14 protein-coding genes and 1 pseudogene are annotated in these 14,885 nt (G+C 66.8%); 10 read left to right on the top strand and 5 right to left on the bottom strand.

The features are described from left to right. The first annotated feature begins 299 nt into the window (after positions 1–299). The 4 genes from FL344_RS22100 (at position 300) to FL344_RS22085 (ending at position 4,907) form a co-directional block, all read left to right on the top strand. Positions 300–1,223 (top strand): hypothetical protein, encoded by a 924-nt coding sequence (locus FL344_RS22100; RefSeq protein ID WP_228565268.1) that lies wholly within the window; start codon positions 300–302, stop codon positions 1,221–1,223. Positions 1,224–1,317: 94 nt separating this feature from the next. Continuing rightward, positions 1,318–2,577, top strand: a complete 1,260-nt coding sequence (locus FL344_RS22095; RefSeq protein WP_141619914.1) for a hypothetical protein — start codon at positions 1,318–1,320, stop codon at positions 2,575–2,577. Between the two features lie 6 nt (positions 2,578–2,583). After that, a complete protein-coding gene (locus FL344_RS22090) occupies positions 2,584–4,278 on the top strand; it encodes a PAS domain-containing sensor histidine kinase (protein ID WP_141619913.1) in 1,695 nt (564 codons plus the stop codon). Between the two features lie 254 nt (positions 4,279–4,532). Then, positions 4,533–4,907 (top strand): hypothetical protein, encoded by a 375-nt coding sequence (locus FL344_RS22085; RefSeq protein WP_141619912.1) that lies wholly within the window; start codon positions 4,533–4,535, stop codon positions 4,905–4,907. 7 nt (positions 4,908–4,914) lie between these two features. On the opposite strand, the gene FL344_RS22080 is transcribed toward FL344_RS22085, so the two are convergent. Further along, on the bottom strand, positions 4,915–5,766 hold the full coding sequence (locus tag FL344_RS22080) for a DUF1206 domain-containing protein (protein WP_141619911.1): 852 nt from the start codon (positions 5,764–5,766) through the stop codon (positions 4,915–4,917). 637 nt (positions 5,767–6,403) lie between these two features. Here FL344_RS22080 and FL344_RS22075 point away from each other — a divergent pair. Further along, a complete protein-coding gene (locus tag FL344_RS22075; protein WP_141619910.1) occupies positions 6,404–6,826 on the top strand; it encodes a hypothetical protein in 423 nt (140 codons plus the stop codon). A gap of 117 nt (positions 6,827–6,943) precedes the next feature. Here FL344_RS22075 and FL344_RS22070 read toward each other — a convergent pair whose 3' ends face one another. Further along, complete coding sequence (locus tag FL344_RS22070) at positions 6,944–7,804, bottom strand: hypothetical protein (protein WP_228565266.1); 861 nt, start codon at positions 7,802–7,804, stop codon at positions 6,944–6,946. Between the two features lie 206 nt (positions 7,805–8,010). On the opposite strand from FL344_RS22070, the gene gstA reads away from it, so the two are divergent. The 3 genes from gstA (at position 8,011) to FL344_RS22055 (ending at position 10,265) form a co-directional block, all read left to right on the top strand. Then, positions 8,011–8,619: a glutathione transferase GstA gene (gene gstA, locus FL344_RS22065; protein WP_141619908.1), complete on the top strand. Its 609-nt coding sequence runs from the start codon at positions 8,011–8,013 to the stop codon at positions 8,617–8,619. Then, positions 8,616–8,975, top strand: coding sequence for a VOC family protein (locus FL344_RS22060; protein ID WP_011556072.1), 360 nt, complete (start codon positions 8,616–8,618; stop codon positions 8,973–8,975). Before gstA ends, FL344_RS22060 begins: the two co-directional genes overlap by 4 nt. 204 nt (positions 8,976–9,179) lie before the next feature. Beyond that, positions 9,180–10,265: a UvrB/UvrC motif-containing protein gene (locus tag FL344_RS22055; protein ID WP_228565265.1), complete on the top strand. Its 1,086-nt coding sequence runs from the start codon at positions 9,180–9,182 to the stop codon at positions 10,263–10,265. Positions 10,266–10,888: 623 nt separating this feature from the next. Here FL344_RS22055 and FL344_RS22050 read toward each other — a convergent pair. Then, a complete protein-coding gene (locus FL344_RS22050) occupies positions 10,889–11,491 on the bottom strand; it encodes a bacteriocin fulvocin C-related protein (protein ID WP_228565264.1) in 603 nt (200 codons plus the stop codon). Between the two features lie 958 nt (positions 11,492–12,449). On the opposite strand from FL344_RS22050, the pseudogene FL344_RS40065 reads away from it, so the two are divergent. Both FL344_RS40065 and FL344_RS22035 read left to right on the top strand, forming a co-directional pair. Beyond that, positions 12,450–12,862: pseudogene (locus FL344_RS40065) on the top strand (IS5 family transposase). A 26-nt stretch (positions 12,863–12,888) separates the two neighbouring features. Continuing rightward, a complete protein-coding gene (locus tag FL344_RS22035) occupies positions 12,889–13,797 on the top strand; it encodes a hypothetical protein (RefSeq protein WP_141619904.1) in 909 nt (302 codons plus the stop codon). A gap of 13 nt (positions 13,798–13,810) precedes the next feature. On the opposite strand, the gene FL344_RS22030 is transcribed toward FL344_RS22035, so the two are convergent. Beyond that, entirely contained in the window at positions 13,811–14,011 is a 201-nt protein-coding gene (locus FL344_RS22030) for a transposase (protein WP_141619903.1), read from the bottom strand. Continuing rightward, entirely contained in the window at positions 14,008–14,223 is a 216-nt protein-coding gene (locus FL344_RS40060) for a transposase (RefSeq protein ID WP_141619902.1), read from the bottom strand. Before FL344_RS40060 ends, FL344_RS22030 begins: the two co-directional genes overlap by 4 nt. Positions 14,224–14,885 lie beyond the last annotated feature (662 nt).

The following is a 14,885-nucleotide window of genomic DNA, read 5'->3' as shown; positions in this document are numbered from 1 at the left end:
ATGCTCCGGGCCTCAACACAGGCAGCATCCGGCACGAGACGCTCGCGCGCGGACGCGTCCACAACGCCACGGCACCCTCGCCCCGGGAGGCACCGCCGGTGTGACCCCCGTGCCCACCTCCAGCACGCCTCGACTGTCCGCGACCGCAAACATTGCCCGCGGGTACGGGTTGCCCGCACGCATCCCTGGTGCAATTTTTCGCGCCGGCCACCCTTCACCCTGCCCGCACTCCTCGGGGTGGCCCCGCCCGGACACTTGCACCGCGAGCCGTCCGGCGACCTGGACCCACTGGGGAGTCGATGAAAAAGACACTGCTTCCGAAGACGTTTCCGATGCTCGCCCTGACGATGCTTGGCATTGCGGGCTGCGAGCCGCCGCTGCCAGACACCGCGTCCCCGACCGGCGCGCTGACGCAGCCGCAGGAGTCGTTCAACGGGCTGTCCTTCAATGGCCTGTCATTCAACGGGCTGTCCTTCAATGGCCTGTCATTCAACGGGCTGTCCTTCAATGGCCTGTCGTCGGAAGCCTTCAACACCTGGTTCCAGGCCAATCCCTCACTGGCCGACATGGCGATGCGCTACGTGGTCCGCTGCGCCGTGCCCGCGGGGCAGACGCGCACCTACACAGAGCCCACGATGGAGCAGTCGTACACGTGGGAAGGCGGCCTGGGGCTGGCGCCGGACTGGGCCAGCGGAAGCCCGGCCACGCTGGCCGAACAGCAGGTCGTCTCCGCGTGCCTGGCGGCCCACGCCAACCGGCTGGGAGAGGAGCTGCTCATCTCCATCCTCGGCCTGGACGGCGCTGGCGCCGTCATTCCCTACACGGCGCAGGAGCTCGCCACGCATTCCCGGCAGGAGTCGTGTTTCTTCGGCAACCTCTTCAACGCCGAAGGCATCCACGTGGGCGCGGAGCGCGCTCCGCTGAGCGCCCAGGAGAGCACCTCGCGCGCCTGCGCGGGCCTGCTCCACGATGGCACGGAGACGCTCGTGCCCTGCGCCCCCATGGTGTACGTGGGCGCCTGCACGTCCCACTGCGCGCTGGACTCGAGCGGCCTCTACTACGAGTCGTGCACGCTCGGCGGTGTCACCTACCGCCCCATCACCACACGGCTGTCCCCCACGAATGTGAATGTGTGTGGAGACAGCGTATGTCAGGCCACGGAGCAGTGTGGCACCTTGGACCGGTACGACAGTTGCGCACAGGATTGCGGCCCCTGCCCGTGAGGTGAGCCGCGAGAGCGTCTGCTGTTGGACGCTTGACGTGTGCGCGTGGAGGAATGGATTGGAAGGCGCATGGGCGTGGCTACTTCCCTCTCTCATGCACCTCACCCCATCCCGCCCCATCCCCCTGGGCCTGCCAAGCGCGCTGCTCGTCGCGAGCGTGCTGCTGGCCTCGACGTCCCACGCCCAAACCACGCCGCTGGAGGACAACAACCGCATCACCGCGGGCTACATCGAACTGGCCTATGAAGTCGGCGGGCTGCTGGACCCCACCCTCACCCCGGGTGGCACCAGCGCCGTGCGGCCCAACTGGTTCGTCTTCGCGCCGCATGCCTCTCGCACCGGCGGCGAAGGCCTTCTCGGCGCATCACTGGCCCGCAGCGTCATCCGCGCCGCCCGCGTCCAGCCGTCCCTGTCGCTTCAGCAGGCGCTGGGACGCGTGGGCCTCACGGGCGCCCTGCATCTCTCCGTCCAGCAACTGGGCCTGCAACTGGTGCTATCGGGCCTGCCCTTCGACGTGGCGGCGTCGCTCGCCTCGCTCACCACGGCGCTCAATGGCGCGGCCCTGCTGGACGCGCGCACGTTGCTCACCACCACGGCGCGCTTCGCCGCGCTCTACGCGAGCGCGCCAGGCGTGCTCCCGCTCGACAAGGCGGAGCGCATCGTGGACACGCTGGAGCACACGCTGAACGAGAGCAACCTCGCCATCTTCACGGACATTGGCGGCTCGGGGCGCCTCTACATGGACTGGCGCGCGGGGGCCGGCGTGGTGACGCCCGAGCGCGTGCTCACGGAGTTCACGCTGGTGGGCGCCGTGCCCACCCAGTCCCGTCAGGCGTATGACTACGCGCTCGCGCACGCCTTCGACACGCCGCGCCCGTTCGAGTTCGACACCCTCTTCCCTGGCATGCACTGGAAGAGCCTGCTGGTGGCGGCCTTCGCGCTCTACGAAGAGGCCCGCCTGGCGCCCACGCCGGCCGCGCGTGACGCGCTGATCGCCATGGGAAACAACTACATCGCCTGGCGTGAGCAGCACGACATGGCCCAGCCTGTCTTCTCCCCCGCCGTTCAGCGCCCGGACGAGGTCTCGCGCGTCGAACTGCTGCGCGCCATCACCCCGCTGCTGACCACGGACTTCGGGACGATGACGTGGACGTACGCGGACTTCGCCTACAGCCGGCCGGACCGCGACGGCAACCCGCTCACCTCGCCGCCCACTGAGTACAACTGGGCCATCTTCTGGGACCGCTGGACGGGCATTCTCTTCGCATTCGACGCGGCCTATCTTCAGCCCACGGCGCTCTGGGTCATGCCTGAACCCCTGGTGGACCCCACGGCGGCAGCGAACGGAGGCTGAGCGCGCATGGGCGAGTCGGGGCGGCCTGGGGGGGGCCGGAAACGGGGGCGCAGGGACCGGCGCCGTGAGCCTCCTGACTCACCAGGAGACCCCGCGAGCGCCACGCCGGGCGGCTTGACGCCTCCGGATGGCCGGGAGACCTTCCCGGCCCCCATGAGACTCGCTCCGTCTTCCGAGCCCGGTCGTCCCTCGGAGCCGCCCCCCGCAGTCACCACCGAGCTGCCTGCTCACGCCGCCGACGAAGTCGGCCTGTCCGCCGAGGCCCGGTTGTGTGTGCTGCAGGAGATGATGGGCGAGGCCTTCTTCACGCTCGACGCCCACGGCCGTGTCCGCGAGCTGAACACGCACGCCGCCGCCCTGTTGGGTGTGTCGGCCGAGCAGGTGCGCGGCCAGGAGCCCTGGCTTGCGCAGCCCGAGCTTTCGGGCACGGTGCTGCACGAACGGCTGATGACGGCGCTGACCACGCGCGAGGGCGGCCGCTTCCTGGCGGAGCTGCCGTCGCGGACCTGGCTGGAGGTGACGGTCCGCGTGGTGGGTGACGAGACGTGGGTGCTGGCCACGGACATCACCCAGCGCCAGCACGCGGAGAACGAAGTGGCGCGCACCGAGGAGCGCTTCCGCCAGTTGGGCGAGCGCTTCCAGGTGGCGCTCGACTCCGCGCAGATGGCCGTCTGGGAGACGAACCTCGTCACCGGCCAGGTGTTCCGCTCCGAGGCGCATGACCGGCTCTACGGCTACGCACAGCCGCAGGCGGAGTGGACGCACGAGAAGTTCCTCGCCTCCATCCACCCGGAGGACCGCGCGGAGGTGGAGGCCCAGGTCGCCGCGCTCTTCACCCGGCACGTGGACGCCTACACGTCCACCTTCCGCACCTGCTGGCCGGACGGGAGCTGGCACTGGCTCACCAGCCGGGCGACGGTGATTCGCGATGCCACGGGCCACGTCGTGGTGGTGCGCGGGGCCATCCTGGACATCACCGCGCTGAAGGAGACGGAGGCCGCGCTGCAACAGGCGGTGCGCACGCGGGACGACTTCCTCTCCATGGCCAGCCACGAGCTGCGCACGCCGCTGACGTCCCTGCGCCTCCAGTTGCAGTTGCTGCGGCGCCTGGGCGCCTCCACGCCTGGCGCGACGCTCGGCTCGGAGAAGGTCGCCGCGAAGCTGGACAACACGGAGCGCCAGTTGCGCAGGCTGGGCGCGCTGGTGGACAACCTGCTGGACGTCAGCCGCATCCAGACGGGGAAGCTGGACTTCCAGTTCGCCGATGGAGACCTGGCAAGCGTGGTGTCGGACGTCGTCTCCCGCTTCGCCGAGGAGGCCCGCCTGGCGGGCGTGCGCCTGGACTCGCACGTGGACGCGCCGGCCCCGTGCCGCTTCGACCGGCTGCGCATGGAGCAGGTGGTGAGCAACCTGCTCACCAACGCCTTCCGCTACGGCACGGGCAAGCCGGTGAAGGTGTCGCTGACGCACGCCCCTGACAGGCTCCGGCTGGTGGTGCAGGACAGCGGGCCGGGCATTCCCGCCTCGGACCGGGATCGCGTCTTCGAGCGCTTCACCCAGGGCGACAACGCCCAGCGGCGCGGCGGCCTGGGGCTGGGGCTCCACATCGTCCGGCAAATCATCGACGCGCACGGCGGCCGCGTCCACGTGGAGGAAGCGCCCGGAGGCGGCGCCGCCTTCGTGGTGGATTTGCCACGGTAGGGCAGGCGCCACCCCGTTCCGCGGGGCGCGTACGACATCCACTTGTGGACACATGCGGGGCGCGGCCCACGGGGTGACACCCGGCCCTTCCTCCGATTTCTTACACCCTGACGCTTTTCGGGAAGGACTTGGCGTCATCAGTGAATCGGGGTTCGCCGAACATGTGCAATATGCCGTCCCGGTTCGGCGTCCAAGCGGGCGTGGGTGGGTTGCTCGTCATGGCCGCGCCGGTCGTTCCGTCAGGAGGCGCTCCGATGTGGATTGAGAGCATCATCATGCCGCGCGAGGACGACTCGGAGCCCTACGTCCCGGCGCCACAGCGGGACCGGCGCAGCGGGCTCGCGGCGGCGTTGGACGAGAGCCGCAAGCTGCGCGACAGGGTGCAACGCTTCGTGAGCGCCCACGACTTGTCGGACGGCGTGAGGTGGCTCAGCGAGCCCGGCCTCCTGCCCGTCATCACCATCCACTGCACGGACTTCGCGCTGGCGAAGCTGCGCGAAGCCGCGGACTTCGTGGTGGGCTGCGCGGCGCCCATCGACGTCTACCCCGCGCTGGTCGGCGCGCAGGGCCAGGTCGCTCCCGAGGCCCTGCTCACCTCAGCCGTGCCCCAAATGCAGCGCCGCATGTAGGGCCGCATCACGGCGTGGGGATGCGCCGGTAGCGCGCCACGCACAGTTGGTAGATGGCATAGGCCACCAGCCCCAACGCCACCAGACCCAGAAGCCAGGGTCCGAAGGGCTGGCGCGCCAACGTGCCCAGCGCTTCACCCAGGCCGCCCGCCTCTCCCGGGTCCGCGCGCAGCGCCGCCTGGATGAAGAACCAACCCACCAGCAGGAACACCACGCCGCGTGCCGCGACACCGGCCTTGCAGATGCGCTCCACCCAGGTCCGCCGGCGCGCGGCCAGTCCGGACAGACTCAGCTCCGCCAACATGTGTCCCTTCCAGGACTGGTAGAGCTGGTACCCGGCGAACGCCATCACCGACAGGCCCACCATGACGACCAGGACCTGACCAAAGGGCTGGGACAGCAGCTTGGCGGTGAGCCCCTGGTTGCCGCCGCCACCACCGCCACCTCGGCCGCGAAGGAGGTTGAAGGCCGTGAGCGCGAGGCTGGCGTGAATCACGCCGCTGCCCGCCATGCCCACGCGCGCCGCGATGCCCTTTGCGGAGCGGCCTTTGTCTTCCAAGTCCCAGGCGGCCTGGGCGAAGCGCCACAGCGCGAAGGCGACGAGTCCCACCCCCAGCAGCGCCAGCAGCACCGAGCCGAAGGGTTGGCGCGCCACCTCCTCCACGGCGCCATGGGTATCCGTCGCCTGGCCTCCTTCACCCGCGGCCAGCATCAACGCCAGCACCCCAATCACCGCGTAGACCGCCGCACGCGCGGCGTAGCCCACGCGGGCCGCCCACTCCACACCGCTCCGGCTCGCGCCCTGCCCCGCCCGAGCCACCCGATGGAGGTCGGGCCGGCGCAATGTCCCCGTCGCCATGTGTCCTCGTTCCTTTCCGGCGCCACCGCCATGTCCGAGCAGGAACGATGCACATGGACACGCCGCGCCCCAACGGACGCTCGCCTGGCCGCTCGCCCAGGCCTCCGGGGTGGCGTTCCCGCTTCAACCGAAGCGCTGGCGAAGCATGCCCCGTGTCCCGAATCCCAACACCGTCCAGGCCACACAAACACTGCCCTCACCACAATCAGACGCTCAACACCTACCAAGCGTCGTGTCCCCGCTGGCACGATTGCGTCACCATCTCCCATCCCATCAGGCGAGGAGGTATAGCGGTCTCACGTGGGCGCTGGCGCCCCCATGCCATGGAGGGCACGTCACTCGCATGCGGCTCATCATCACGTTCCTGCTGGGTGTGGTCTGCGGCGGCATCGGCGTCTGGCAAATCAAGCCAGATGCGACTCCATCTCCCATGGAGCACTCAGCATCACTGAATGCTGTCGCCACCAGGCAGTCACCCACTCCAGGCCCATCCACTCCCGCCGTCCGGAGCAAGGCCCCTCACCCGCCTTCGCCCGTCACTCCAGCACCGCTCCCACCCCACGCCGCGCCTGGAGCGACGGCCCAGCTCGAATCAGAAAGGCAGGCACAGGTCGCCAGCCTGGAGGAGAAGCTCCGGATGGAGCGAGAACTCCGAACACTCGACCAAGGCGAACCGGTGCCCGTCCCCGCTTCCCTCGACGCGAGATTCCAGGAAGCAGCACTGGTGGAGTCCATCGGGAAAGCGCTCGCCCAGGCTGGATTCGAAGATGCCTCTGTCTCCAGCATCGACTGCACCGAATATCCCTGCATCGTGTATGGCGAGGGAATGGGGGCGCGTGATGACTTCGAGCGGCTCTCGGTAACGAGCGCGTTTTCAGACTATCGCACCGACCGGCAACAAGCATTCGGGTGGCGGATTGGGGGAACCGATGCGCCAGAGAAGCGATACTTCGGGCTGGCGCTGTACTCGCGCGACGAATCGCCCGAGCGCCAGGAAGCGCTCAATCAACGCATCCAATACCGCAGCCGGCAGATGCAGCAGACCCTCCCGCGTCCGTGAATTGACGACGGGCCTCCCTCGCAATCTCGCAGCATTGAAACGCACAGCCAGACAGCCCGTCCTGAGGGCCGCATGGCCGTGCCCGTTCCTCTTGCCACGGAACTTCGTGCGGACGCCCTAGTCGCAGCCGACGCGCTGCGTGCTCACCACGACGTTGTCAATCCACGTCTCGGAGCCGGACGCTCCCAGCGGGTGGACGAAGCCGTAGCCCACGGAGAAGTTGTTGAAGGCGCGCATACCGATGTTGGTGAAGTCGTGCGCCAGCGTGCCGTCCACATAGACGCGGGTGTTGCCGTGCGTGCTCGACGGGCTGTCGCGGCGGACCTCCCACTCCAGGCACACCCAGCGCCCCGCCTCCATGCCCAGCCGGACGGGCTCGGGCTGGCGGTTCCATCCCTGCCCTTCGCGGAAGGACCAGTCATCCAGCGCGAAGCCGCTGTCCTGCATGACCTGGAGTTCGAAGCCACCAAAGTCCGCGCCGAAGTTGGACAGCACGAAGAAGGTGCCCATCTGCCCGAACACTCCCGGCAGCGAGCGCATGTAGACGTGCGCGCGCACGAAGAGCCGGGTCTCGAAAGCCGGGATGCTCTTCTGCCACTGCGCGATGGCCTTGCCAGGACGCTGCCGCTCGTCGTGTCCATCCTCGGTGAGGACGTGCAGCGCGCCCGGGCCGTTGCGGGTCCGCGTGCTGTCCACCTGGAGGGAGGCGTTCTCCGCGCTGGCGCTCCAGCCGTTGGTGTCGTTGCCGCTGTCGAACAACTCGCAGAGCAGCGCGTTGGAAGGACAGGTCCCGGGCTCGGTGCTGGGCCCCGGGTTGTCGTCGCCCGCGTCCGTGCCGGAATCCGTTCCCGCGTGGGTGCCCGCATCGGTGCCGGCGTCATTGCCAGGAGGTTGGTCGTCACCATCGTCCGAGCACGCCGGCAGCACGCCCAGGGACAGGACCGCGAGGGGGAGCAGGAAAGACTGCTTGAGACGCATAGGTTCAGGTATCCGGACAGGCCCGCGGGGCCGGGCATGCGCTGAGGGGACGCGGTCGGCGGGCTCCCCGGACCGGTGCCGACCGTCACTAATCCCTATCACTCGCAGTGCCTGCGGGTCACCTGGGCTGGACCGACCCAGGGGGCAGCCCGACCTGCATCCGAATTCATGGCGAACGGCGCCGGAGTCGTGCAGGAATCTGCGCCATGAAACTCTTCTACTCCCCTGGCGCCTGTTCGCTGTCGCCCCACATCATCCTGCGTGAGGGCGGCTTCTCCTTCACCACCGAGAAGGTGGACATCCGCGCCAAGAAGACGGCGGCGGGCGAGGACTTCCACGCCATCAACCCCAAGGGCTATGTCCCGGCGCTCCAGTTGGATGACGGCAGCCTGCTGACCGAGGGCCCCGCCATCGTCCAGTTCCTCGCCGACCAGGTCCCCGACAAGAAGCTGGCCCCGGCCAACGGCACGCTGGAGCGCTACCGCCTCCAGGAGATGCTCAACTTCATCTCCACCGAGATTCACAAGGGCTTCAGCCCCCTCTTCAACCCGGCGTTCCCGGATGACGTCAAGCGGCTGACGCGTGAGCGGCTCGCGCAGCGCCTGGGCCTGCTGGAGGCGGTGGTGGCGAAGCAGGCGTTCCTGCTGGGCGACCAGTTCACCGTGGCGGACGCGTACCTCTTCACGACGCTCAACTGGGCCGGGCACACCAAGGTGGACCTGGAGCCCTTCCCCGCGCTGCGCGCCTATCACGCCCGCGTGGCGGACCGGCCCTCCGTGCAGGAGGCCCTGAAGGCGGAAGGCCTCGCGAAGTGACGGCGGCCTTCGTCAAGCTGCTCGTCACGGACAGCGCGCGCTCAGTGGCCTTCTATGAGGCGCTGGGCTTCACGCGCGTGAGCGCCGAGCCCCCCTTCGTCCACCTCCGGTGGGCGGAGGCCCTGGACGTGTACCTGGTCACCCCGCCGCCGCAGCTGAAGCTGGAAGGCCGTCGCGGCACAGGGGTGCTCGTCGGCCTCCGCGCCGAGGCGCCCCACAGCCTGGACGAGGTGCTCCTGCGGGCCCAGGCCCAGGGCGCCGCCGTGGACGGCCCCACGGTGCAGCCCTGGTACACCCGGGAGCTCATCGTCACCGACCCGGACGGCTACCGGCTGAACTTCATCGAGCCGGCGTAGCCGCGCTTCACCGCGGGCCAGGGCGCTCGGCCTTCACCCGAGGCCGCCGCCCTGCGCCCCCGCTTGTCGAACCGCTTGCCCTCCAGAGGCGACGTCCGGCAGGCACCTCTCCGAGCAGCTTCTGCGCACAGAGGAGCCGGACAGGTCCGGGGCATGGAAGCGACGGCCCTCGCCGGTTACGGTGCGGGCCTCCGCTCCCGTCTCATGGAATCCCGCGTCGCCGCCCTCTTCACCCACGTGCGCGAGCACGCCGAGAATCGCCCAGGCATCTACCGGATGCTGGGGCCTTCGGACGAAGTGCTCTACGTGGGCAAGTCCGTGCGGGTGCGCACGCGGCTCTTGTCGTACTTCCGCGCGGAAGCGCACGAGAAGGCGGCGGAAATCATCGCCCACGCGCACCGCATCGTCTGGGAGTACACGCCCAGCGAGTTCGCCGCGCTGTTGCACGAGTTCCGCCTCATCAAGTCACAGCGCCCCCTCTACAACGTGGAGCACAAGCGGGACCGGGGCCACTGCTTCATCCATCTGACGCGCGAGCCCGTCCCCCGGCTGCGCGTGGTGAGTCGCGCCAGCAGCGAGAGCGGCGACTACTACGGGCCCTTCCACGGACGGAGCGCCATGTCCGAAGTGGTGCGCGCGGTGAGTGACTTGCTGGAGCTGCGCGACTGCGCGGCGGACACGCCCATGCGACTGGCGGACCAGGGCCAGCTCTTCCCACTGAAGCAGGAGCCGTTGTGCATGCGCGGGCAGCTCTCGCGCTGCCTGGCGCCCTGCGCCGGCGGCTGTACTCGCGCGGAGTACGACGCGCGCGTCGCCCAGGCCCGCGCCTTCCTCGAAGGGACGTCCGACACGCCGCTGACGCTGCTGCGTGAGCGCATGGCGCTGGCGGCCCGCAGGCTCCAGTTTGAATACGCCGCGGAGCTGCGGGACAGGGCGGAGCGGCTGGAGCTGATGCGCTGCTGGGTGGTGGAACTGAGCCAGATGCTCAAACGCCTCTCTTTCGTCTACACGGTGCCCGGCCATGGCGGCGATGACCGCGTCTACGTGGTGCGCCGGGGCAGCGTGCGCGCGGAGCTGCCCGCGCCCGTCACGCTCGAGCAGCAGCAGGCGCTGGAAGCGAAGGCCCGTGAAATCCTCGAGCGGCCCGAGCCGGAGACGCTGGGCTTCCGTGCACACGAAGCGCAAGAGGTAATGCTCATCGCCCGCTGGTTCCGCCTGCACCCCGAGGAGCTGAACGAAGGGCCCTGCCAACTGGCAGGGCCTTCTTGTTTAACACGGGCCTCGCGATGAAAATCGCAGGGCCTTCGTGCTTGAGCCCCTGAATCTCAAGGGATTTTGGCTCGCGGTGCTGAAGAGGGCGCTCTCAGCTCTCCACCCTGCAGAGCGAGACGCCCCCTCTTTTCCACCGCCGGTTGGGCTCTCTGGAGCGCTCTTTCGCCCATTTTGGGGAGAGAGAGGCCGAGAGTGGTTAACAGAACTGTTAACCACTGGGTCGGCCTCATTCTGAGAATCCGGGGCTTTCGATGTCGCACCTTCCAGGGTTGCATCGTTTCCCGGTCTCCAGGTCGGCTCGGAGCCTTTTGAAGCCGGCTCGGACCCTCGTGGCTGTTAACCAAGAGAGCGAATCGCTGCTGGCATTTACCGGGTACTCACGATTTCGTCGGGTGGCGCGGATTTTCCTCGGGCATCCACTGCTCTAGACAAACGCGCCCTCGGATGCTGGCGACGGCAGGAGACGCCGCCAGTGGGGGTAGTTGTGCCCTGAGCCGCCGAGGTCCCTGGAGGATGCACGTCATCGACTGGATTGCTTCGCCCGGCTGGAAAGCATGCGCGACGATGAACCGTCGCGCTTGCTCATTTGAAAGCAAACTTCGAGAGATGGGCGTTGGAGCTAGGTTGGCCGTGTCCTCACGTCATCCACAGAGGCCGTCACAGCGAAATTGATAGAAAGTCCCGCATCCACTTGTCTGCATCGTGCATGAGTAGGCTCGGCAAGTGTTGCTCCCACAGTATTGACTAACCCTGCTGCACTGGCACAGCGGCGCCAATGCTGGCGGAGCATCCGCGGGTGCTTCCACGGGCCCCAGCGTGGCCACGATGGCGATGGCTTCCTCTGCTCCAAAGACATCCCGGATCTGCGCTCCAATGAGGGCGAGGCTAGGATGTTCCTCCTGGGTGAAGAGCTCGGGAGTGAGCAGCGCGAGCGCCGACTTCAAGGCCGCGGCTTGCGGCTTGGAGAGGTTCGGATGGGAGGCGGCGTACTGGTTGAGATGCTCACGCCACAGCGACGCCTTTTGGACAGGCGAAAGCTCCGCGACGACGGCCTTTCGATAAGCCATTGGAAGGTGGCTCAGGTCCTTCAGCTCTGTCGGAAGATTTCCTGCATGGGCATTGACCCAGTCTTGAACCTGCTTCTGGGCCGCCTCGCACGAGTCTTCCGCGGACGCCAACGTCGGCGCCAGCAGCGTTGCAGCAGCCAGAAGCGCGACTCCGAGAGACAGCAGTGTGGATTTCACGGTGTGTCTTCCTTTCCGTACATGAGTCACCCCATCGGGAATTCCGCTGGGAGCTCGGACGAGAAGAGGGACTGCGCCATCACGCGTCCCAAAAAATCTCTCGGTCGTTCGTGTTTATGTTCCCACGCGTCATGCATTCCCTGCGGGGGCAGTGGAGGCAATTCCTCCCAATGCGCGGCCGCTGGTTGATCGGAGTGTCCACGATTGGTCAAAACGTGCGTCGCGGACACTGCCGCCGCCGCGAGCGAGTTGGACGTGATTCGTGTCAGTGGACACAGGAGAGGTGGCAGGTCTGGTGTCCGACATGACGGACGCTCCGCGTTGCCTCTCATTCATGCGTCGGCTGATAGGGTCAGAGTCCAGGACGAACCGAGAAGATGGAGTACGGCCTGGGGCCGCGCGCCTGAAGCATCCCCTCACTTTCGATTTTCCTCGGAGCTAGCTCGTTCGGCTGTCCATGCGTTGTCCGAGGAGAATCTTCAACTGAGAGGATAGCTCAGCCTTCCTGCGGCGAGGGAAGGCTGAGTGGGCTCAGCCCGGGGCGCGGTCTGTAGGCATGAGGGCAGCAGGCGCCCAGCTCGGCCTGGCGCTCACCTCCGCCATCTACCTGCGGCCAGGGGAGTTCGAGTGGGTGGACCTTGGGACGGTATCCCAGCAGATCCCTCTGCATCGCCGGCCCAAGAAATCGACGACCTCGCGCGCTTTGCTCACTCGCCTTGACGCACCGCCAGGGGGGCCTTGGCGCACCCATGACGCGGTTGCCGAGTTCGGAATAATACGATCTGGTCACGTCCTTCGGCTTTCGAGCGACTTCCCTCGGGAGAGTCTCTTGGACACTGGCAGGAAGCCCTGCGGAGCTCTTGCCTTGTGAGAAAGCTCGATGTGACCGCGTAGTGCTAGGGGCTGTCCCTGATCTCGTGTTCGGGAGTCGACCCGGCGTGCCGGACTATCTGGCACGTTGGGGCAGGGCCTCAATCGAGGAGGTTTTTCAACGAAAGTTCACGCCGTCACGACGGCGGGAGGTAAGCCGCTCCACGTCGCGCTGACGCCCGGCCAGCAGCACGAATCCACAATGGCCGAAGAGCTTCTGGTGCACGCAGAGGGCGCCGCTTTCATCGCGGATACTGGCTATGACGGCGACCGCATTCGCGCCAACGTTCGAAACCCAGGATGAAGCCTGTCATCCATTCGAACCCGAGCCGCAAGCGGGCGTTGCCGTTAGACCGCGCCCTGTACCGGCTGCGCTACCGGGTGGAGTGCTTCTTCCACGACCTCAAGCGCTTTCGGGCTGTCGCCACCCGCTACGACAAGACAGCGAAGTGCTACCTCGCTGTCCTGCACGTCGCATCCATGCTTCTTTGGCTGCGCTAATCCGGGACAACCCCTAGGATTGAGAGATGACCCCGTTTCCCAAGGTATTGAAGCGCCAGGACTACATCCAGGAAGGCGCGAACCCGGCGCCTGGCGCGATGCTACTGGCGTGCACCGTTGGCAGTGACGACGATGTCCCCCAAAGCCGCGTCATCGTCGTGCGTGACGGCCTTGAGCTGGCGTTCCGCTTCACTGGTGACGCCGCCGTATCAATCGACGCGGCGGCAAAGGGGCCCGGGTATGTGCTTGGAGAGAACGGGACGGTCATCCGCTTCGATTGGAGTGGGGCGACCTCGCCCGCGGAACTCGAGCAGTCTCAGCGGAGCTTCTTGAATCCCGCTGTCGAGGACCTGGGGCCATTGCGACGACTGCGGCTGCTCGGCAGGGACCTCGTCTGCGCCGGTTCGGTTGGACAGGTCTACCAACTTGTCGGTGACCGGTTCACCGCTTTGCCCCAGCTCATCATCGATGGCGAAGACGTGACCATCGAAGACATCGCGGGCCCGTCCGCCGCCGACATGATCGCGGTGACCTCCGATGGCCATGGCGCGCGATTTGATGGCAAGACCTGGCACAAGCTGCCGTTGACCAGCAACTCCAGCCTCAATTGCGTATGCCGCCTGCCGAGGGGGCGATACGCAATCGCTGGCGACAACACGACGCTGTGGATTGGCGCCGCGAACAAATGGCAGGCTGTGCAGGCACCTGAACTGGAGCGCGACTACACAGGCATCGCCGCAGACGGCGCGACGCTCTATCTGGCACACCTGGGAGGCATCGATGTCTACGAGGGAGGTGCTTTGCGTCCGCTGAAGATTCCGAGCCGACGACGGAATGAGTTTGTGGTGCTTCGCTCCGGGCCAGATGGCATCGGTTCGTTCGCCGGGCGCAGCGTCGGGATGATCGTGGCAGGACTGTGGCAGGTGATGGTCTAGGGGCTGTCCCTGATTAGCGCAGCCAGAGAAGCATGGATGCGACGTGCAGGACGGCGAGGTAGTTGGTTGCCGTCTGGTCATAGCGGGTGGCGACAGCACGAAAGCGCTTGAGGTCGTGGAAGAAGCACTCCACCCGGTAGCGCAGCCGGTAAAGGGGGGTGGGTAACGGCAACGCCCGCTTGCGGCTCGGGTTCGAATGGATGACAGGCTTCATCCTGGGTTTCGAACGTTGGCGCGAATGCGATCGCCGTCATAGCCAGTATCCGCGATGAAAGCGGCGCCCTCTGCGTGCACCAGAAGCTCTTCGGCCATTGTGGATTCGTGCTGCTGGCCGGGCGTCAGCGCGACGTGGAGCGGCTTACCTCCCGTCGTCGTGACGGCGTGAACTTTCGTTGAAAAACCTCCTCGATTGAGGCCCTGCCCCAACGTGCCAGATAGTCCGGCACGCCGGGTCGACTCCCGAACACGAGATCAGGGACAGCCCCTAGTTCTACCGCTCCAGCCTTGAACTCCGGGCTGAACCTACGCCGCTCCCGCCGATTCTCTTTCTTTTCGCTTCTCTGCCATCGAACCCCCTTCCATCACATCGGAGGGCCACGGAACTGGCTCTCCGGCAATAGGTGAGCGTCCCCTCGAAGGTGAAAGAGAGACACGCGAGCTGCCAACCAGACTCACCCAGCAGGGAAGCCTGGTTCTGGCGCCTGTCACCACCTACGACCAGGGACTCCCCTTGGAGTTCGAGCCGCAGAGCAGCAATATGCGCAGCTTCCTTCTCGGGGCTCTCTCCACGAAATGTGGGAGAGCCACTGAACTGGGACAGACTCAGAGGCTGGCGTACTCTATTGCCAACATCTCGCCATAGCTACGACAGAGATGGCCATCTCAAAGTCCGTGTGAACATTCAATCTCAAGTGGCATCGCATCAGCCACCTCCTGGTTTACGAAGACCATCTTCATAGTCCAATGACCACCGCCGTTGGGCTCAGTTACCTTGTACCCATGTTGGGCCACACTCATCAGGTGATCGCCAACCTCGCGTCGGAAGTATTTATACACGGACAATAAATAATCGTCGCTTTCCTTCCGGG

Source organism: Myxococcus sp. AB036A (genome assembly GCF_006547355.1).
GTDB classification, from domain to species: domain Bacteria; phylum Myxococcota; class Myxococcia; order Myxococcales; family Myxococcaceae; genus Myxococcus; species Myxococcus virescens.
Note: the sequence above shows the minus strand (reverse complement) of the source record. Positions and strands in the feature narration are given on the sequence as shown.